At 61.4% G+C, this 20,364-nt stretch carries 18 protein-coding genes and 1 other annotated feature; of the genes, 14 read left to right on the top strand and 4 right to left on the bottom strand.

All coding sequences use genetic code 11. The features are described 5' to 3' along the window. Positions 1-165: 165 nt before the first annotated feature. Both sdeY and sdeX read right to left on the bottom strand, forming a co-directional pair. The gene (gene sdeY / locus ABTW55_RS06715; protein WP_033637346.1) at positions 166-3,312 is read right to left on the bottom strand and encodes a multidrug efflux RND transporter permease subunit SdeY; all 3,147 of its coding nucleotides are present in this window, start codon (positions 3,310-3,312) and stop codon (positions 166-168) included. 17 nt (positions 3,313-3,329) lie between these two features. After that, positions 3,330-4,517, bottom strand: a complete 1,188-nt coding sequence (gene sdeX / locus ABTW55_RS06710) for a multidrug efflux RND transporter periplasmic adaptor subunit SdeX (RefSeq protein WP_033637347.1) — start codon at positions 4,515-4,517, stop codon at positions 3,330-3,332. Positions 4,518-4,659: 142 nt separating this feature from the next. On the opposite strand from sdeX, the gene acrR reads away from it, so the two are divergent. Together acrR and ABTW55_RS06700 are read left to right on the top strand one after the other, a co-directional pair. After that, complete coding sequence (gene acrR, locus ABTW55_RS06705; RefSeq protein ID WP_033647271.1) at positions 4,660-5,334, top strand: multidrug efflux transporter transcriptional repressor AcrR; 675 nt, start codon at positions 4,660-4,662, stop codon at positions 5,332-5,334. 11 nt (positions 5,335-5,345) lie between these two features. Continuing rightward, positions 5,346-5,699, top strand: a complete 354-nt coding sequence (locus ABTW55_RS06700) for a DsrE/DsrF/TusD sulfur relay family protein (protein ID WP_033647269.1) — start codon at positions 5,346-5,348, stop codon at positions 5,697-5,699. A gap of 276 nt (positions 5,700-5,975) precedes the next feature. On the opposite strand, the gene rsmS is transcribed toward ABTW55_RS06700, so the two are convergent. Together rsmS and priC are read right to left on the bottom strand one after the other, a co-directional pair. Beyond that, positions 5,976-6,155, bottom strand: coding sequence for a pleiotropic regulatory protein RsmS (gene rsmS / locus ABTW55_RS06695; RefSeq protein ID WP_016928837.1), 180 nt, complete (start codon positions 6,153-6,155; stop codon positions 5,976-5,978). Between the two features lie 103 nt (positions 6,156-6,258). After that, complete coding sequence (gene priC / locus ABTW55_RS06690; protein WP_033637350.1) at positions 6,259-6,795, bottom strand: primosomal replication protein PriC; 537 nt, start codon at positions 6,793-6,795, stop codon at positions 6,259-6,261. A gap of 134 nt (positions 6,796-6,929) precedes the next feature. On the opposite strand from priC, the gene ABTW55_RS06685 reads away from it, so the two are divergent. The 12 genes from ABTW55_RS06685 to ABTW55_RS06630 all read left to right on the top strand — a co-directional run bounded on the left by ABTW55_RS06685 (position 6,930) and on the right by ABTW55_RS06630 (position 20,354). Continuing rightward, the gene (locus ABTW55_RS06685) at positions 6,930-7,310 is read left to right on the top strand and encodes a DUF454 family protein (RefSeq protein WP_041033683.1); all 381 of its coding nucleotides are present in this window, start codon (positions 6,930-6,932) and stop codon (positions 7,308-7,310) included. Positions 7,311-7,588: 278 nt separating this feature from the next. Next, complete coding sequence (apt, locus tag ABTW55_RS06680) at positions 7,589-8,140, top strand: adenine phosphoribosyltransferase (RefSeq protein ID WP_015376864.1); 552 nt, start codon at positions 7,589-7,591, stop codon at positions 8,138-8,140. A 92-nt stretch (positions 8,141-8,232) separates the two neighbouring features. Further along, on the top strand, positions 8,233-10,188 hold the full coding sequence (gene dnaX, locus ABTW55_RS06675) for a DNA polymerase III subunit gamma/tau (protein ID WP_060420353.1): 1,956 nt from the start codon (positions 8,233-8,235) through the stop codon (positions 10,186-10,188). Then, positions 9,521-9,585, top strand: a sequence feature (DnaX frameshifting element). It overlaps the preceding gene by 65 nt. A 41-nt stretch (positions 10,189-10,229) precedes the next feature. Beyond that, a complete protein-coding gene (locus tag ABTW55_RS06670; protein ID WP_004940264.1) occupies positions 10,230-10,559 on the top strand; it encodes a YbaB/EbfC family nucleoid-associated protein in 330 nt (109 codons plus the stop codon). Next, positions 10,559-11,164 carry a recombination mediator RecR gene (gene recR / locus ABTW55_RS06665; protein WP_004940263.1) on the top strand — a complete coding sequence of 202 codons (606 nt, stop codon included), beginning with the start codon at positions 10,559-10,561 and terminating at the stop codon, positions 11,162-11,164. Before ABTW55_RS06670 ends, recR begins: the two co-directional genes overlap by 1 nt. A 144-nt stretch (positions 11,165-11,308) precedes the next feature. Beyond that, positions 11,309-13,174, top strand: a complete 1,866-nt coding sequence (gene htpG, locus ABTW55_RS06660; protein WP_033637352.1) for a molecular chaperone HtpG — start codon at positions 11,309-11,311, stop codon at positions 13,172-13,174. A 202-nt stretch (positions 13,175-13,376) separates the two neighbouring features. After that, positions 13,377-14,021, top strand: a complete 645-nt coding sequence (adk, locus tag ABTW55_RS06655; protein WP_004940261.1) for an adenylate kinase — start codon at positions 13,377-13,379, stop codon at positions 14,019-14,021. A 164-nt stretch (positions 14,022-14,185) separates the two neighbouring features. Continuing rightward, on the top strand, positions 14,186-15,319 hold the full coding sequence (locus ABTW55_RS06650; RefSeq protein WP_033647267.1) for a sugar diacid recognition domain-containing protein: 1,134 nt from the start codon (positions 14,186-14,188) through the stop codon (positions 15,317-15,319). 119 nt (positions 15,320-15,438) lie between these two features. After that, positions 15,439-16,704 carry a GntP family permease gene (locus tag ABTW55_RS06645; protein WP_060420351.1) on the top strand — a complete coding sequence of 422 codons (1,266 nt, stop codon included), beginning with the start codon at positions 15,439-15,441 and terminating at the stop codon, positions 16,702-16,704. Positions 16,705-16,713: 9 nt separating this feature from the next. After that, the gene (locus ABTW55_RS06640) at positions 16,714-17,877 is read left to right on the top strand and encodes a glycerate kinase (protein WP_060420349.1); all 1,164 of its coding nucleotides are present in this window, start codon (positions 16,714-16,716) and stop codon (positions 17,875-17,877) included. A gap of 119 nt (positions 17,878-17,996) precedes the next feature. After that, positions 17,997-18,959, top strand: coding sequence for a ferrochelatase (hemH, locus tag ABTW55_RS06635; protein ID WP_004940253.1), 963 nt, complete (start codon positions 17,997-17,999; stop codon positions 18,957-18,959). 90 nt (positions 18,960-19,049) lie between these two features. Next, positions 19,050-20,354: an inosine/guanosine kinase gene (locus ABTW55_RS06630; protein WP_033647265.1), complete on the top strand. Its 1,305-nt coding sequence runs from the start codon at positions 19,050-19,052 to the stop codon at positions 20,352-20,354. The last annotated feature ends 10 nt before the right edge of the window (positions 20,355-20,364 follow it).

The following is a 20,364-nucleotide window of genomic DNA, read 5'->3' as shown; positions in this document are numbered from 1 at the left end:
TATACTATAACAATAATTATGCACCGACCCGGCGTCGCGATCAAGCGTAAATTGCGCCCACGAGTGAATTAATGAGAACGGTTTGCATTAAGCAACTGAAGCAAAAGAAAAAGGCCGCATGCGCGGCCTTTTCGATTATCGGGTAGAGCTCATATCACTGAGCGATCAGTGGTGCTCTACCGGATGGCTGTGTTCCAGGTCCTCGTTCTTCTTGCTGAAGCGGCGGCGAACCACCACGAAGAACACCGGCACGAAGAAGATCGCCAAGACGGTGGCGGTGATCATCCCGCCCATTACGCCGGTACCTACCGCGTTCTGTGCGCCGGAGCCCGCACCGCTGCTGATAACCAGCGGCAGAACCCCGAGGATGAAGGCCAGAGACGTCATCAGGATTGGACGCAGACGCATACGCACCGCTTCCAACGTCGCTTCGATCAGGCCTTTGCCTTCTTTCTCCATCAGATCCTTGGCGAATTCCACGATCAGGATGGCGTTCTTCGCCGATAGACCTATGGTGGTCAGCAGCCCCACCTGGAAGTACACGTCGTTGTTCATGCCGCGCATCGTCGCGGCCAGCAACGCACCGATAACCCCCAGCGGCAATACCAGCATGACCGAGAACGGCACGGACCAGCTTTCATACAGCGCCGCCAGACACAGGAACACCACCAGAATCGAGATGGCGTACAGCGCCGGCGCCTGGTTGCCCGACAGACGTTCCTGATAGGACATGCCGGTCCAATCGTAACCGATGCCGCTTGGCAGTTTGGACGCCAACTGTTCCATCAGGTTCATCGCTTCACCGGTACTCTTGCCCGGTGCGGCCTGGCCCAGAATTTCCATCGACGGCAAGCCGTTATAGCGTTCCAGGCGCGGTGAGCCGTATTCCCATTTCGCCGAAGAGAAGGCGGAGAATGGCACCATTTGGCCGCTTGTACCGCGCACGTACCACTTGTTGATGTCTTCCGGCAGCATACGGAACGGCGCGTCGGCCTGTACGTATACCTTCTTCACACGACCGCGGTCGATGAAGTCGTTGACGTACGAGCCGCCCAGCGCGGTGCTCAGCGTGCTGTTGATGGTGGTGATGCTGACGCCCAGCGCCTTGGCTTTCTCCTGATCGACGATCAGTTTGAACTGCGGCGTATCTTCCAGGCCGTTCGGGCGCACGCCCACCAGCACGTCCGGATGTTGAGCAACCATGCCCAACAGCTGGTTACGCGCTTCGGTCAGTTTCTCGTGCCCCAGGCCGCCCTGGTCAATCAGCTCGAAGTCGAAGCCGGTTGCGGTACCGAGTTCGATGATCGCCGGCAGGTTGAACGGGAATACCAGGCCTTCTTTAATCTGCGAGAATGCGCCCATGGCGCGACCCGCGATCGCTTCGACCTTGTTCTCGCTCCCTGGACGCTCGCCCCAGTCTTTCAGGCTGACGAATGCCAGGCCGTTGTTCTGGCCGTTACCGTTGAAGCCGAAGCCCGCGACGGTAAACACCGAAACCACGTTGTCCTTTTCCTTGTTCAGGAAGTAGTCGGAGACTTCTTCCAGCACTTTGTTGGTGCGGGACTCGGTGGCGCCGGCAGGCAGCTGCACCATGGTCAACAGGATGCCCTGATCTTCGTCCGGCAGGAACGAGGAAGGCAGGCGCAGGAACAGCAGGCCCATGCCAACCACGATCAGCAGGTAGATGATCAGATAGCGACCGGTGCTGCGCAGGATGTTGCCCACGCTGTCGGTATAGTGATGCGTGCTTTTCTCGAACATGCGGTTAAACCAGCCGAAGAAGCCTGTTTTAACCCCGTGATCGCCTTTCGGGATCGGTTTGAGCATGGTGGCGCACAGCGCCGGCGTCAGGATCAAGGCCACCAGCACCGACAGCGCCATCGCGGACACGATGGTGATCGAGAACTGGCGATAGATGGCGCCGGTTGAACCGCCGAAGAACGCCATCGGCACGAATACCGCCGACAGCACCATGGCGATACCCACCAGCGCGCCCTGAATCTGGCCCATCGATTTACGGGTGGCTTCTTTCGGCGGCAGCCCCTCTTCGGCCATGACGCGCTCGACGTTTTCCACCACCACGATGGCGTCATCCACCAGCAGGCCGATCGCCAACACCATGCCGAACATCGTCAGGGTGTTTATCGAGAAGCCGAACGCCGCGAGTATCGCAAAGGTCCCCAGCAGCACCACCGGCACCGCGATGGTTGGGATCAGCGTCGCGCGGAAGTTCTGCAGGAACAAATACATCACCAGGAATACCAGGATGATGGCTTCGATCAGCGTTTTCACCACTTCGTTGATGGAGATCTTAACGAACGGGGTGGTGTCGTACGGATAAACCACTTTCATCCCTTGCGGGAAGAATGGCGTCATCTTGGCCAGCTCGTCTTTCACACCTTTGGCGGTGTTCAAGGCGTTGGCGCCGGTTGCCAGTTTGATACCCAGACCGGCGGCAGGCTTACCGTTATAGCGAGCGGTAACGGCATAGCTTTCCGCGCCGCGCTCGATGTGAGCGACGTCGCGCAGGCGTACCTGGGAACCGTCGGTATTCACCTTCAGCAGGATCTTGCCGAACTCTTCCGGCGAAGTCAGACGGGTCTGCGCGATGATCGAGGCGTTCAACTGCTGCCCCGGTACCGGCGGCAGGCCGCCCAGCTGGCCTGCGGCGATCTGGTTGTTCTGCTCGGTGATGGCGGAGGTCACGTCCGTGGTCGTCAGCTGGTAGTTGTTCAGCTTGTTCGGATCCAGCCAGATACGCATCGCGTACTGGGCACCGAACAGCTGCACTTCACCCACGCCGGACGAACGGCTGATCGGATCCTTGATGTTGGACGCCACGTAGTCCGCAATATCGTCCTGAGTCATGTTCGGATCGTCGGAAACGAAGCCGGCCACCATCAGGAAGCTGCTGCTGGATTTTTCTACTTTCAGGCCCTGTTGCTGAACTTCTTGCGGCAGCAACGGGGTGGCCAACGACAGTTTGTTCTGGACCTGAACCTGCGCGATGTCAGGATCGGTGCCGGATTCAAACGTCAGGGTAATGGTGACGCTACCAGAGGAATCACTGGTGGAGGACATGTACATCAGGTTATCGATACCGTTCATGTTCTGTTCGATAATCTGCGTGACGGTATCCTGCACCGTTTTGGCATCTGCGCCCGGGTAGTTGGCGGAAATACTCACCGCCGGCGGTGCAATAGTGGGATACTGCGCGATCGGCAGTTTCATTATTGCAAGCACCCCCGCCAACATGACGATGATGGCGATTACCCAGGCGAAAATTGGGCGGTCTATAAAGAACTTAGCCATGTATTACAGGCTCCTTTTTATGACTTCTGCGCTTCAGACTGCGGCTGTTTTTGCGCCTGAGTGTCAACTTCCTGCACTTTTACCTGCGCGCCCGGATGCACTTTCATCAGGCCGGAGACGATCACGCGATCGCCGGCTTTCAGGCCATCGGTAACCAGCCATTTGTCGCCAATCGCCTGGTCCGCCTTCAGCGTGCGCAGCTCAACTTTGTCGTCTGCCCCTACCACCAACGCCGTCGCTTCGCCGCGCGGGTTGCGGGTGACGCCTTGCTGAGGCACCAGCAGCGCATCGCTGCGCACGCCTTCGTCCAGACGGGCGCGCACGAACATGCCCGGCAGCAGCGTATCGTTCGGGTTAGGGAACAGGGCGCGAATGGTGATGGAGCCGGTGGTCTCGTCGACGGTGACGTCGGAGAATTCCAGCGTGCCTTCCTGCGCGTATTCGGTGCCGTTTTCCAGCAGCAGTTTCACTTTAGCCTTGCCGTTTTCCTGCTTCAGCGCGCCGCTGGCCAACTCTTGCTTCAGGCGCAGGAAGTCGGTGCTCGACTGGGTGACGTCGACATACATCGGATCCAACTGCTGCACGGTGGACAGGGCGGTTGCCTGGCCGTTGCTGACCAGCGCGCCTTCGGTCACGGCGGACTTGCCGATGCGGCCGGAGATCGGGGAGGTCACCTTGGTGTACGCCAGGTTGATGCGCGCGGTTTCCACGGCGGCCTTGGCGGCCACCACGGCGGCATCCGCCTGCTGCAGGGTGGAGACGGCGTTGTCGTAGTCCTGCTTGCTGATGTAGCTGGTACCCAGCAATGGCTTGTAGCGGTTTACCGTCACGCGTGCGATGGAAGCGCTGGCCTGTGCTTTGGCCAAATCGCCTTTCGCGCTGTCGTAGCTGGCTTGATAGGTTGCGGGATCGATTTGGTACAGAGACGTCCCGGCCTTGATATCGCTGCCTTCAACGAAGTTGCGCTTCAGGATGATGCCGCTGACCTGAGGGCGAACTTCGGCGATACGATACGCAGCGGTGCGGCCAGGAAGATCGGTAGTGATGTTGAGAGGCTCGGCCTTCAAGGTGACTACGCCCACTTCAGGCGCCTGTTGTTGGGCGCCTTGCTGTTGGGTTTCTTTATCGTTACATCCTGTTAGCACTAAGCTGCCTGAAAGCATCAGAACGGCCGCCAGAGGCGTTAACCCTCTGTTTTTGTTCATAGAAAAACCTCAAGTGTCCGATTTCAAAATGATCAATGGATCACAAGCTTTAAAACCCATTGCTGCGTTAATTATATGTGCGTGCTATGGTACATACATTCGCGAATGTATGTAAATCACACTCCCCCTAAATAACAATGCCATGGCACGAAAAACCAAACAGCAGGCGCAAGAAACCCGACAGCAAATCCTTGATGCTGCGGTGAGAGAGTTCTCTGAACGTGGCGTTGCTGCAACGTCACTGACAGATATTGCCACCGCTGCCGGGGTTACGCGTGGAGCCATTTACTGGCACTTCAAGAATAAGGTAGACCTGTTTAATGAAGTTTGGGAATCTACCGAGCCGAAAATTGACCAGCTCGAAACAGAGTATCAGGCAAAGTTTCCCGATAATCCACTGCGGGTTATCCGAGAAATTCTGATTTACATTCTGACGTCTACGGTTGAAGACGGCCGTAGGCGGGCGTTGATGGAAATTATATTCCACAAATGCGAGTTTGTCGGTGAAATGATGCCGCTGCTGGATTCGCGCAAGGTGCTGTACCTCGCCGGCTACGAACGTATTGAAGCGGTGCTGTATAACTGCATTCACCACGGGCAATTACCCGCCGATTTACATACCCGCCGCGCGGCGATCATCCTGCGCGGTTATATCACCGGCCTGATGGAAAACTGGCTGTTTATGCCGGAAAGTTTCGATCTGCGGGCCGAAGCCGAAGCGCTGGTGGACGCGTTTTTGGAAATGCTGCAGTTTTGCCCCACCTTGCGCCTCAAACCCGACGCGGCGGCGCCTGACGCCGACCGCCTTCCTTTATAAGGAGAGATTTCATGTCATCCATCGTTCTCATCGCCAATGGCGCCGCCTATGGTCATGAATCCTTGTTCAATGCGCTGCGGTTGGCCATCGCCATGAAAGAGCAGCAGAGCAGTCTCGACCTGCGGCTGTTTCTGATGTCCGATGCGGTGGTGGCCGGGCTGGCGGGGCAGCAGCCGCACGAGGGATACCACCTGCAGCAGATGCTGGAGATCCTCACCGCGCAGCAGGTGCCGGTCAAACTGTGCAAGACCTGTGCCGACGCGCGCGGCGTCAGCCGCTTGCCGCTGGCGGACGGCGTGGCGATCGGTACGTTGGTCGAGCTGGCGCAGTGGACGCTGGCGGCGGAAAAAGTGCTGACTTTCTGATTCCGCTGCAATGGGCCATCAGCTGCAACGCTTTTGTTGTTCGTTGCCCGCCGGCGGCCGTGACAATCTTCAGGCTTCTTAACCGATCCGAAGCTAAATCATGCAGCGCTGACTGATTCTGCCTTCTCTGGCGCCGCTCACGTTTGTCGATGCATCGCCGCCGCGACACGCTTTTTTTTCCTTGTTTATTTGCGCGCTCAGCTCGCCGGACGAAGGCGGCCAGACGGCGGGCTGATGAGCGTTGAAAGACGAAAGGGACAGCGGCGCTGTCCCGGATTACTGTCCGGCAGGCAGATAGGGAGAGGTGACGCCGGCGCGCTGCAGTTTTTCCTGATAATCCCGTTTGACGATATCCAGCGCCGCCAGCGCGGTGGCCGGATCGATCTCGTTGCATTCCAGCAGGTAAATCAAGTCTACCGCCAGCTGCAGTTCGGGTGAGGCGTTTTCCAGAGACATAGCACCTGCGCTTAATTAATGGAATGAATAACTCGCGTACCGGCAGAGTATAGTGAACCCGGCGCGCAACCGGGAATAATCATTAAAATATTGTGATAAATCTTCAAAAACCGTTTTCTTTGCGCTCGATATTGCGCTCGATGCGCGCCAGCGCCTGGCGGCAGCGCATCAGGCGCCCCTCCAGCGCCGCCAGCTCGTGCTGCAGCTTTTGCTGCGCCGCCAGCGTGGTCTGACGGCCAAGCAGGCTTTCCCGATCCTGAATCATGGCGATCAGCCGGCGTTCGTAGTCCTGATGCTCGGCCAGCTTGTGGTACAGATCGGCCTCAGGGGCTTCTTTCGGCTGGTTCTTGCGCCGCAGCGCCTGGGTGGCCAGCTCGCGCTGCAGGGCGGCGATCTGAGCCACCAGTTTTTCGGCCAGAAAGGCCACCTGGCTGGTGCGGCTGTCGTTGGCGGCGCTTTGCAGCTGGGCGAAATTCTTCTCCACCTCGGCCAGGTAGTCGCGCAGCCGCGTACCGCGGTTGGCGAACAGGGCGGCGTCGAAGCGCGCCTGCGGGATCGGGGCGTCGCCGCGCGGGGTCACTTCGGCCGCCAGCGCCGCGATCTGCTGTGCCAACACCTGTAATAGACGCTGAGTGCTCACATAAGCTCCCTCTTGATTTCAACAGGCGTAAGCTTGCCCGCGATCCTGCCGTGAAACAAGCGCCGCACGCATATTCCGCCGGCGCGGCGCCGATGCTACAGTAGGCGGCAACCGATTGAGGAGCGAAGAGCCGCATGACGCGTGGGTTATTGATCATTTTGGGCTGGCTGGCGGTGGTGCTGGCGACGTTGGGCGTGGTGCTGCCGCTGTTGCCGACCACGCCGTTTCTGCTGTTGGCCGCCTGGTGTTTCGCCCGCTCTTCGCCGCGCTTTCATCACTGGCTGCTGCACCGCTCCTGGTTCGGCCCCTACCTGCGCCACTGGCAACAGCATCGCGCGCTGCCGCCGGGAGCGAAGTGGAAGGCGGTGCTGGTGATCGTGCTCACCTTCGCCTGTTCGCTGTGGCTGGTGAAAATCTGGTGGGTGCGCGGGCTGTTGCTGCTGATGCTGGTCATTTTGCTGACCTTTATGCTGCGCCTGCCGGTTATTGACCTGCCGCAACAAAAACAGCGCTGATTGTCCCTTAAACTCCCCAATAGCTTTCAAGCCGCAGCCAGGCGACAAACGCAGGCATCCCCGGGAGCTTACTTAGGTAAGTGACCGGGGGGAATGCGTGCAGTCAACAACGCTGCGGGTTGAAAGATGCAGGGGAGAGTTGCATTTGTCCGCCGGTTTGCATAGATTTGGGCGTTTTCGTGCGCGGATCGCCTGCCATTTCATCTCCGGTGTGTTTCACCCGGCGGCGGCGGGTGAGCGGCGCGCCGGTTTTCAGGCAGTTTTATCAGGCAACAATTATGACCGCTACTGCGCAGCAGCTTCAGTTTATTAAAGACAGTATCAAAACCATCCCGGATTATCCGAAGCCGGGCATCCTGTTCCGCGACGTGACCAGCCTGCTGGAAAACCCGTTGGCCTACGCCGCCAGCATCGAGCTGCTGGTTGAGCGCTATCGCGAAGCGGGCGTGACCAAGGTGGTGGGTACCGAAGCGCGTGGTTTCCTGTTCGGCGCGCCCGTCGCGCTGGCGTTGGGCGTCGGTTTCGTGCCGGTGCGCAAACCGGGCAAACTGCCGCGCGCCACGCTCAGCGAAAGCTATGAGCTGGAGTACGGCACCGACAAGCTGGAGATCCACACCGACGCCATCACCGCGGGTGACAAAGTGCTGGTGGTGGACGATCTGCTGGCGACCGGCGGCACCATCGAAGCGACCACCAAACTGATCCGCCGCCTGGGCGGTGAAGTGAACGACGCCGCATTCATCATCAACCTGCCGGATCTGGGCGGGGAAGCGCGTCTGAACAAGCTGGGCATCGACTGCTACTGCCTGGTGGACTTCGCCGGCCATTGATGCGGCATCGCCCCTTGGGCACAACGGCCTCGCGGATCGCCGCGGGGCTGTGTTAGCATGACCCTCCAGATTCCTCGACTTCTCCGGTATTAATGAGCTATCAGGTTCTCGCCCGTAAGTGGCGCCCTCAAACGTTCGCAGACGTGGTCGGCCAGGAACATGTCCTGACCGCGCTGGCCAACGGCCTCTCGCTGGGGCGGATCCATCACGCCTATCTGTTCTCGGGCACGCGCGGCGTGGGGAAAACCACCATCGCGCGCCTGCTGGCCAAAGGCCTGAACTGTGAAACCGGCATCACCGCCACGCCGTGCGGCCAATGCGACAACTGCCGCGAGATCGAGCAGGGGCGCTTCGTCGATCTGATCGAGATCGACGCCGCTTCCCGAACCAAGGTTGAAGATACCCGCGATCTGCTGGACAACGTTCAGTACGCGCCGGCGCGCGGCCGCTTCAAGGTCTACCTGATCGATGAAGTGCACATGCTCTCGCGCCACAGCTTCAACGCGTTGCTCAAGACGCTGGAAGAGCCGCCGCCGCACGTCAAATTCCTGTTGGCCACGACCGATCCGCAAAAGCTGCCGGTGACCATTCTCTCGCGCTGTCTGCAATTCCACCTCAAGGCGCTGGACGTCGATCAGATCCGCCAGCAGCTGGAAACGGTGCTGACGGCGGAGCAGATCACCAGCGACGCCCGCGCGCTGCAGCTGCTGGCGCGCGCCGCCGACGGCAGCATGCGCGATGCGCTGAGCCTGACCGATCAGGCGATCGCCATGGGGCAGGGGCAGGTGACCGCCGCCACCGTCAGCCAGATGCTCGGCACGCTCGATGACGAACAGCCGCTGGCGATCCTCGAAGCGCTGGTCAGCGCCGACGGCGAAAAGGTGATGGCTCAGGTCGCACAGGCCGCTTCGCGCGGCGTGGACTGGGAAAACCTGCTGGTGGAGACGCTGGCGCTGCTGCACCGCATTGCGATGGTGCAGCTGCTGCCTTCGATGCTCGACAATCAGTACGCCGCCGTGGAACAACGGCTGCGCGAGCTGGCGCGCACCCTGCCGCCGGCCGATGTGCAACTTTACTACCAGACGCTGTTGGTCGGCCGCAAAGAGCTGGCCTATGCGCCGGATCGCCGCATGGGGGTTGAGATGACCCTGCTGCGCGCGCTGGCGTTTCACCCGAAAGCGGTGATCCCGGAGCCGGTGGCGTTGGTGCAGACCGCGCCGGCGCCGATGGCGCAGCCGCAGGCCGCCGCATCGCAACAGCCGCCGCAGTTTCAGGACGCGCCGCCGCTAGGGCAGCCGGCCGCGCCGTCGCGGCAATCATCGACCCCATTACCGGATGCCACCGCCCAGCTGTTGAAAGCGCGGTCCCAGCTGCAGCGGCAGCAGGGAGCATCCACACCAAAAAAGAATGAGCCGGCGGCGCCAGGAATAGCGCGGCCGGCAAACTCGGCGCTGGGGCGTTTGGCTTCCGTGACCGAGCGTAGCCAGCAGCGTCTGGCGGAGAAGAAGGTGCCGGAAAAACCGGCCAAGCCGGAAGCCTATCGCTGGCGCGCGCAGACCGAGCCGGAAGCGGCGCCGGAACCGCTGGCGACGCCGAAAGCGTTGCGCACGGCGTTGGAGCACGAGAAAACGCCGGAGCTGGCCGCCAAGCTGGTGGTGGAGTCGCTGGAGCGCGACGCCTGGGCGGCGGAAATCGACAGGCTGAAGATCCCGAAACTGGTGCAGCAGCTGGCGTTGAACGCCTTCAAGCAGCAGCCGGAAGCGGGCAAGATTTGCCTCCATCTGCGGTCTTCGCAGCGTCATCTGAATTCGCCTTCGGCGCAGAAGACGCTGGCCGAAGCGCTCGGCGAGCTGTACGGCAGCCCGATCGAGCTGACCGTGATAGAGGACGATAATCCGGCGGAGCGCACCCCGCTGGAATGGCGACAAGCCATCTATGAAGAAAAGCTGGCGCAGGCGCGCCAGTCCATCGTTGCGGATACCCATATTCAGACGCTGTGCCGGTTCTTCGACGCGGATCTGGATGAAGAGAGTATTCGCCCCCTTTAAACGCCGCGCGAGGTGCGCGGCCCTAGCGACGAGAGACGACTATGTTTGGTAAAGGCGGTCTGGGCAACCTGATGAAGCAAGCCCAGCAAATGCAAGAAAAAATGCAGCAGATGCAGGAAGAAGTCGCCAAATTGGAAGTGACCGGCGAGTCTGGCGCGGGCCTGGTGAAGGTCACCATCAACGGCGCGCACAACTGCCGCCGCGTGGAGATCGATCCTAGCCTGATGGAAGACGACAAAGAGATGCTGGAAGATCTGATCGCCGCCGCGTTCAACGACGCCGCGCGCCGCATCGAAGAGACCCAGAAAGAGAAGATGGCCTCCGTCTCCAGCGGCATGCAGTTGCCGCCTGGCTTCAAGATGCCGTTCTGATGCAAACCAGCCCGCTCCTTGAATCCCTGATGGAGGCGCTGCGCTGCCTGCCGGGCGTCGGCCCGAAATCGGCGCAGCGCATGGCGTTTCAGCTGCTGCAGCGCGATCGCAGCGGCGGCATGCGCCTGGCGCAGGCGTTGACGCGCGCGATGTCGGAAATCGGCCACTGCGCCGACTGCCGTACCTTCACCGAGCAGGACGTCTGCACCATCTGCGCCAATCCGCGCCGTCAGCAAAACGGCCAGATTTGCGTGGTGGAAAGCCCGGCGGATATCCATGCCATCGAGCAGACCGGCCAGTTCGCCGGGCGCTACTTTGTGCTAATGGGGCATCTGTCGCCGCTGGACGGCATCGGGCCGGGCGATATCGGTCTGGATCGCCTGGAGCAACGGCTGGAAAAGGAGAGCATCACCGAAGTGATCCTCGCCACCAACCCGACGGTGGAAGGGGAAGCGACCGCCAACTACATCGCCGAGATGTGCGGCCAGTATGGCGTGCTCGCCAGCCGCATCGCCCACGGCGTGCCGGTGGGCGGCGAGCTGGAGATGGTCGACGGCACCACGCTGTCGCATTCGCTGGCCGGGCGCCACGCCATCAAGTTCTGATGTTTTCCCGGATGGGGCCGTTCGGCCCCGTCGTTTTTTTGCCAAAAATTTCCCGCCGTCCGCTTGAAAAACAAGACCCTGACCCTCATCTGATCCTCATTGTTCGATTTTGGTAGCCATTGTCTTTTGAGGTAATCAATGAGTATGAAAGGTCAAGAAACCCGCGGGTTCCAGTCTGAAGTAAAACAGCTGCTTCATTTGATGATCCATTCGCTGTACTCCAACAAAGAAATTTTCCTGCGCGAGCTGATTTCCAACGCCTCTGACGCCGCTGACAAGCTGCGCTTCCGCGCCCTGTCCGCGCCAGAGCTGTACGCCGGCGACGGCGAGCTGCGCGTCCGCTTGTCCTTCGATAAAGAGCAGCGCACCCTGACCATCGCCGACAACGGCATCGGCATGCGCCGCGAAGAAGTGATCGAAAACCTCGGCACCATCGCCAAGTCCGGCACCAAAGCGTTCCTGGAATCCATCGGTTCCGACCAGGCGAAAGACAGCCAGCTGATCGGCCAGTTCGGCGTCGGTTTCTACTCGGCGTTCATCGTGGCGGACAAAGTGACCGTGCGCACCCGCGCCGCCGGCGCCGCCGATGACGAAGGCGTGTTCTGGGAGTCCGCCGGCGAAGGCGACTACACCATCGCCGACATCACCAAAGAGACCCGCGGCACCGAAATCACCCTGCATCTGCGCGAAGGCGAAGATGAATACCTCGACGCCTGGCGCCTGCGCTCGGTGATCGGCAAATATTCCGATCACATCGCCTTGCCGGTAGAGATCGAAAGCAAAAATGAAGAAGACGACACCGTCACCTGGGAGAAGATCAACAAGGCGCAGGCCCTGTGGACCCGCAGCAAGGCTGACGTGACCGACGAAGAGTACAAAGAGTTCTACAAGCACATCGCCCACGACTTCACCGATCCGCTGAGCTGGAGCCACAACCGGGTAGAAGGCAAGCAGGAGTACACCAGCCTGCTGTATATCCCGGCGCAGGCGCCGTGGGACATGTGGAACCGCGATCACAAGCATGGTCTGAAGCTGTACGTGCAGCGCGTGTTCATCATGGACGACGCCGAGCAGTTCATGCCGAACTACCTGCGCTTCGTGCGCGGCCTGATCGACTCCAACGATCTGCCGCTGAACGTGTCGCGCGAGATCCTGCAAGACAGCCGCGTGACGCAAAACCTGCGCGGCGCGCTGACCAAGCGCGTGCTGCAGATGCTGGATAAGCTGGCCAAAGATGACGCCGAAGGCTACCAGAAATTCTGGCAGCAGTTCGGTCTGGTGCTGAAAGAGGGCCCGGCGGAAGACCACGGCAACCAGGAAGCGATCGCCAAGCTGCTGCGCTTTGCCTCCACCCACGGCGACAGCTCGGCGCAGACCGTGTCGCTGGAAGAGTACGTCGGCCGCATGGCGGAAGGGCAGGAGAAGATTTACTACATCACCGCCGACAGCTACGCCGCCGCCAAGAGCAGCCCGCACCTGGAGCTGTTCCGTAAGAAAGGCATCGAAGTGCTGTTGCTGTCCGATCGCATCGACGAGTGGATGATGAGCTATCTGACCGAATTCGACGGCAAGCCGTTCCAGTCGGTTAGCAAAGCGGATGAAACGCTGGACAAACTGGCGGATGAAACCGAAGAGCAGAAGGCCGCCGAGAAGCAGCTGGAGCCGTTCATCGAACGCGTGAAAACCCTGCTGGGCGAGCGGGTGAAGGATGTGCGCCTGACGCACCGCCTGACCGATACGCCGGCGATCGTGGTGACCGACGCCGACGAAATGAGCACCCAGATGGCCAAGCTGTTCGCCGCCGCCGGCCAGCAGGCGCCGGAAGTGAAGTACATTTTCGAGCTTAATCCGGAGCATGCTCTGGTCAAACGCGCATCCGATGTGGGCGATAACGAACATTTCGCCGAATGGATCGACCTGTTATTGGATCAGGCGCTGCTGGCTGAACGCGGCACGCTGGAGGATCCGAACCTGTTCATCCGTCGCATGAACAAGTTGCTGTCCGCCTGAAACTGAAAATATGCGCCCTTAACGGCACCGTTAGGGGCGCATTGCCGATTTTTCCCCGCCTTTTCTCGCTTTTTGTTCGTCCGTTTTTTTGCACATTCCGCAATCGATTTCCTTCGCGCGCCTTGAGCCTGCCCCCCCTGAAATGGTATCGTTGAGCGTTTTCGCAATTTTATAAAAACTACATAGCAAGGGGATTTACGCAATGCGTATCATTCTGCTGGGCGCTCCGGGCGCTGGTAAAGGTACTCAGGCTCAATTCATCATGGAGAAATACGGCATTCCGCAAATCTCCACCGGTGATATGTTGCGCGCAGCCGTGAAGGCCGGCAGTGAACTGGGCAAGCAGGCGAAAGAGATCATGGACGCCGGCAAGCTGGTGACCGATGAGCTGGTGATCGCGCTGGTCAAAGAGCGCATCGCTCAGGAAGATTGCCGCAAGGGCTTCCTGCTGGACGGTTTCCCACGCACCATTCCGCAGGCTGACGCGATGAAAGAAGCCGGCATCAACGTGGACTTCGTGCTGGAGTTCGACGTGCCGGACGAGCTGATCGTTGACCGCATCGTTGGCCGCCGCGTGCACGCGCCGTCCGGCCGCGTATACCACGTGAAGTTCAACCCGCCGCAGGTGGAAGGCAAAGACGACGTGACCGGCGAAGAGCTGACCACGCGCAAGGACGATCAGGAAGAGACCGTGCGCAAGCGCCTGGTGGAATACCATCAGATGACCGCGCCGCTGATCTCTTACTACAGCAAAGAAGCGGCGGCGGGCAACACCCAATACCGCAAAATCGACGGCACCCGCAAGGTGGCCGAAGTGAGCGCAGAGCTGGCGACCATCCTCGGTTGATCGCAAGCACGTTGTGCATGACGCCGGGCCTGTGGCCCGGCGTTTTTTTTGCCGTTTTCCCGCCAAATTGTGATCGCGGCGGCTTGTTGCGGCCGTGCCCGTTAATCGCCCGCGCCAAATAGCGTATAACAAGCCTGCGTTTTCACCCTCAGCAGGGAGCGGGCATGCTCAGACAAACCAATCTTCTGGCGGAAGCCACCGCGCGCCAGATCGTCCAGCGGGCGATGGGCATCATCAGCCATTCCGTCAACGTGATGGACAGCAACGGCGTGATTATCGCCTCCGGCAACTCGCAGCGCCTGTTCCAGCGCCATGAAGGCGCCGTGCTGGCGCTGGCGGAGAACCGGGTGGTGGAAATCGACCGCGCCACCGCCGAACATCTGAAGGGCGTGCGGCCCGGCATCAACCTGCCGTTCAGCTTTCGCAACCAGCGAGTGGGGGTGATCGGCATCTCCGGCGAACCGGCCGAGGTGCGCGCCTACGCCGAGCTGGTGAAGATGGCGGCGGAGATGATGGTGGAGCAGGCGGCGCTGCTGGATCAGCACCAGTGGGAAAAACGCTACCGGGAAGAGCTGGCGAATCAGCTGCTGCAGCCCCAGCCGAACACCGCGTCGCTGGCGGCGATGGCGGCGTATTTGGGATTGGATCTGCGCCAGGCGCGCATCGTGTGGATCGTCGAGCTGCAAGAGGCGCAGCCGCACCTGCTGCGCGAGCTGCTGGCGGAGCTGGAGGCCACCCAGCGCGACGCGTTGATCGCCATTACCGGCTTCAATGAAATGACCCTGCTGCGCCCGGCCTGCATGGTGCAGGGCGAATGGAGCCTGAAGCTGGAGCGCCAACAGGCCCAGCGTTTGCAAAACCAACTCAAACACCGCTTCCGGGTGCGGCTGATCGTCGGCGGTTTTTATGACGATCCGCAAAGCGCCTATCGTTCCAGCCTGACGGCGCGCGCCACTCAGGCGATGGCGCAGCGCCTGAAACTGCGTCACGCCACGCTGTTCTACCACGACTACCCGCTGCCCTCGCTGTTGTGCGATCTGGGGGAGGATTGGCGCGCGCAGGAGCTGGGTCGCCCCTGGCGGACGCTGGGCGAACAGGACGAAAAAGGCGTGCTGCGCGGCACGCTGCGCCACTATTTTTCGCAGAATTGTGATCAGACGCAGACCGCCGCGCAGCTGCATATCCACGTCAATACCCTGCGCTATCGCCTGCAGCGTATCGAAGCGATAACCGGCATGAAAATCAACCAATTAACCGACGCTCTGCGGTTATATATCGGCATGCTGATGCACGACTGAGTTGTGCCAACCCACAAATTCCACGCCGTTCCCCCGGCGATTTTTTGTTGTTTCCCCTCAGGCCAACGCCGGGCGCGCGGGATATGTTGGCCTGCACATCAACCACGGAGAAAACAACAATGACAACCGTATCCACTCTGGGGGCGCTGGTGGCGTTAGCCGTCGCCATCGTCCTGATTCTACGCAAGGTGCCGCCGGCTTACGGCATGATCGCCGGCGCGCTGGCGGGCGGGCTGTGCGGCGGCGCCGACCTGGTGCAGACCGTAACGCTGATGATCGGCGGGGCGCAGGGCATCACCAACGCCGTGATGCGCATCCTGGCGGCGGGGGTGCTGGCCGGGGTGCTGATCGAATCCGGCGCGGCACACACCATCGCCGAAACCATCGTGCGCAAGGTGGGCGAAACCCGCGCGCTGCTGGCGCTGGCGGTGGCTACACTGATCCTGACGGCGGTGGGGGTATTTATCGACGTGGCGGTGATCACCGTCGCACCGATCGCGCTGTCGATAGCCCAAAAGGCCGGCATTTCGCGCGCGGCGATCCTGCTGGCGATGATCGGCGGCGGCAAGGCCGGCAACGTGATGTCGCCCAACCCGAACACCATCGCGGCGGCGGACAATTTCCACGTGCCGCTCACCTCGGTAATGATGGCCGGCATCGTGCCGGGGCTGTGCGGCCTGGTGGTGGCCTATCTGCTGGCGCGTCGCCTGAGCGATAAAGGCAGCAAAGTGATGGCCGAAGAGCTGACTCAGCATACCGAAGGGGCGCGGCCGGGCTTCGCTGCGGCGATCAGCGCGCCGCTGGTGGCGATCCTGCTGCTGTCGCTGCGGCCGATCGCCGGCATCGCCGTCGATCCGCTGATCGCGCTGCCGGCCGGCGGCTTGGCGGGCGCGCTGCTGATGGGGCGCATCCGCCAGTGCAATCAGTTTATGGTCTCCGGCCTGTCGCGCATGGCGCCGGTGGCGATCATGCTGCTCGGCACCGGCACGCTGGCGGGCATTATCGCCAACTCGGCGCTGAAGGATGTCTTGATTAACGGCTTAACGCACACCGGGCTGCCGGCCTGGCTGCTGGCGCCGCTGTCCGGCGCGCTGATGTCGATGGCGACCGCGTCGACCACCGCCGGCACCGCCGTGGCTTCCGGGGTGTTCAGCTCCACGCTGCTTGAGCTGGGCGTGAGCGGGCTGGCCGGCGCAGCGATGATCCATGCGGGCGCCACGGTGCTGGATCACCTGCCGCACGGCAGCTTCTTCCACGCCACCGGCGGCAGCGTCAATATGGCGGTGCACGAGCGGCTGAAGCTGCTGCCGTACGAAACGCTGGTGGGGTTCACCATTGCGGCAATCTCGGCGCTGATGTTTGGCGTATTTAACCTGGCGGGATAAGGAACAGTGATGAAAACGCTGAAAAAAGTGGTTATTGCCCCGGATTCTTTCAAAGAGAGCCTGAGCGCGCTCGGCGTCGCCGACGCCATCGAGCGGGGGTTCCGCCAAATTTACCCGCAGGCGCACTACGTGAAGCTGCCGATGGCGGACGGCGGCGAAGGCACGGTGGAGTCGATGGTGGCGGCCACCGGCGGTGAAATCGTCCAGGTGACGGTCACCGGGCCGCTGGGGGAGCCGGTGCAGGGGTTCTATGGCCTGCTGGGCGACGGCGAAACCGCGGTGATTGAAATGGCCGCCGCCTCAGGGCTGCACCTGGCGCCGCCCGGCCGGCGCGATCCGCGCATCACCACCAGTTACGGCACCGGCGAACTGATGCTGGCGGCGTTGGAACGCGGCGTGAAGGCGGTCATTCTCGGCATCGGCGGCAGCGCCACCAACGACGGCGGCGCCGGGATGATGCAGGCGCTGGGCGTGAAGTTGCTGGATAAGGCACGCCGGCCGCTGCCGGCGGGCGGAGCGGCGCTGGCGCAGCTGGCGCATCTCGATCTCACCGGGCTGGATGCGCGTTGGCAACGGGTGAGCGTGACCGCCGCCTGCGACGTCGATAACCCGCTGTGCGGCGAAAAGGGCGCCTCGGCGGTGTTCGGGCCGCAGAAGGGAGCGACGCCGGAGATGGTGGCGCAGCTCGATGCGGCGCTGCATCACTATGGCGAGCTGCTGGAACGGGAAACCGGCCGCGCGGTGCTCACCCAGCCAGGGGCGGGCGCGGCGGGCGGCATGGGTGCGGCGCTGCTCGGCATGCTCAACGCGCGTTTGCGGCCGGGCATCGAGATCGTCACCGAAACCCTGCGCCTGGATGAGGCGGTGCGCGATGCCGATCTGGTGATCACCGGGGAAGGCCGGCTGGACAGCCAGTCGATCCACGGCAAAACGCCGATCGGCGTGGCGCGGGTGGCCAAGCGCCACGGCGTGCCGGTGATCGCCATCGCCGGCAGCCTGACGCCGGATTACCAGGTGGTGCATCAACACGGCATCGACGCGGCGTTTTCGGTGCTCGATGGCATCGTGACGCTGGAAGAAGCGCTGGCGGGCGCCGATCGCAATCTGCAGGTGACGGCGCGCAACGTGGCGGCGGTGTGGCGACTGGCGCAAGGGGGAGGCCCACAGGCATAGCCTGTTGCTGTTATCGGTTTCGATGCACGACTTTTCCGTTACAATAGCCGGCATTAATGGCTGCTGACATCCCGACCCAGAACGGAATGCCGGCCGGAAAGGAAATGAGGGGAACTGAGATGAAGCAAGAGAAACACGGCGTATTGCTGGTGAACCTGGGCACGCCAGATGCGCCGACCTCGTCGGCGGTCAAACGCTATCTGAAGGAATTCCTCAGTGACGATCGCGTGGTCGACACGGCGCCGCTGATCTGGTGGCCGATCCTCAACGGCGCGATCTTGCCGATCCGTTCGCCGCGCGTGGCGAAGCTCTATCAGTCGGTGTGGATGGAAGAAGGCTCGCCGCTGCTGGTGTACAGCCGCCGCCAACAGCGGGCGCTGGCGGCGCGCATGCCGAATACGCCGGTGGAGCTGGGCATGAGCTACGGCTCGCCGAGCCTGGCGGAAGCCATCGACAAGCTGCTGGCGCAGGGCGTGACCAACCTGGTGGTGCTGCCGCTCTATCCGCAATATTCCTGTTCCACCAGCGCGGCGGTATGGGATGGCGTAGCGCGGGTGCTGAAAGGCTATCGCCGCTTGCCTTCTGTGGCCTTCATCCGCGATTACGCCGAACACCCGGCCTACATCGCCGCGCTGCAGCAAAGCGTGGAGCGCTCGTTCGCCGAGCATGGCCAGCCGGATCGGTTGGTGCTGTCGTTCCACGGCATCCCAAAACGCTATGCGCGCCTGGGCGACGACTACCCGCAGCGCTGCGAGGATACGCTGCGAGCGCTGAGCGCCACGCTGCCGCTGGCGCCGGAGCGAGTGATGATGACGTACCAATCGCGCTTCGGCCGCGAGCCGTGGCTGACGCCGTACACCGATGAGACCCTGAAGGGGCTGCCGGCGCAGGGCGTGAAGCACATTCAGCTGATTTGCCCGGGTTTCTCGGCGGACTGCCTGGAAACGCTGGAAGAGATCAAGGAGCAGAACCGCGAGATCTTCCTCAAGGCCGGCGGCGAGAAGTTTGAGTATATCTCTGCGTTGAACGACGAGCCGGCGCATATCGATATGATGCAGCAGCTGGTGGCGCAGCGCCTCTAATCATCAATAATCTGTATATTAGAATCATCGTGATCGGGCGGGAATGTGTTAACATTCTCCGCTTGTTAAACCGCCACCACCGCCAATCACATGAAATTTCCTGGTAAACGCAAGTCCAAACACTATTTCCCGGTGAGCGCCCGCGATCCGCTTCTGCAGCAGGCCCAGCCCGAAAGTGAAATCAGCACCTCGTATATCGTCGGCATCGACCAGACGCTGGTGGATATCGAGGCGAAGGTGGACGACGCTTTTGTCCAGCGCTACGGCCTGAGCCTGGGCCACTCTCTGGTGATCGAAGACGACGTCGCCGAGGCGCTGTATCAGGAACTGAATGAAAACAACCTGGTTACCCATCAGTTCGCCGGCGGCACCATCGGCAATACCATGCACAACTATTCGGTGCTGGCGGACGATCGCTCGGTGCTGCTCGGCGTGATGTGCAGCAACGTGAAAATCGGCAGCTACGCCTACCGTTACCTGTGCAATACCTCCAGCCGTACCGATCTCAACTATCTGCAGGGCGTAGACGGCGCCATCGGCCGCTGTTTCACGCTGATTGGCGAAAGCGGCGAGCGCACCTTCGCCATCAACCCGGGCCAAATGAACCAGCTGCGCCCGGAAAGCATTCCTGAAGAAGTGATCGCCGGCGCGTCGGCGCTGGTGCTGAGCTCTTATCTGGTGCGCTGTAAGGAAGGCGAGCCGATGAAGGCCGCCACCCTGCAGGCGATCGAATACGCCAAAAAGCACGACGTGCCGGTGGTGTTGACGCTGGGCACCAAGTACGTCATTGCCGACAACCCACAGTGGTGGCGCGACTTCCTGAAGGAAAACGTGACGATTCTGGCGATGAACGAAGACGAAGCGCTGGAGCTGACCGGGCTGAGCGATCCGCTGACCGCCTCGGACATGGCGCTGGAGTGGGTGGATCTGGTGCTGTGCACCGCCGGGCCGAACGGCCTGTATATGGCGGGCTACACCGAAGAGGCCAACAAGCGCCAGACCCAGCACCCGCTGCTGCCGGGGCATATCGCCGAGTTCAACCGCTACGAATTCAGCCGCGCCATGCGCCGCGAACACTGTGAAAATCCGCTGCGCGTTTATTCGCACATCGCGCCGTATATGGGCGGGCCGGAGAAGATCATGAACACCAACGGCGCCGGCGACGGCGCGCTGTCGGCGTTGCTGCACGATATCGCCGCCAACGGCTATCACCGCCACAACGTGCCGAACTCCAGCAAGCACGTGCGCAGCTACCTGACTTACTCCTCCCTGGCGCAGGTGTGCAAATACGCCAACCGCGTCAGCTACCAGGTGTTGAACCAGCATTCGCCGCGCCTCACTCGCGGCCTGCCGGAGCGGGAAGACAGCCTGGAAGAGTCTTACTGGGAGCGTTAACCCGCTGAAA

The sequence above is a fragment of the Serratia sp. SM04 genome (assembly GCF_040280225.1).
Classification (GTDB): Bacteria; Pseudomonadota; Gammaproteobacteria; order Enterobacterales; family Enterobacteriaceae; genus Serratia; species Serratia sarumanii.
The sequence above is the reverse complement of the archived record's forward strand: the minus strand, read 5'-3'. Positions and strand labels throughout refer to the sequence as shown.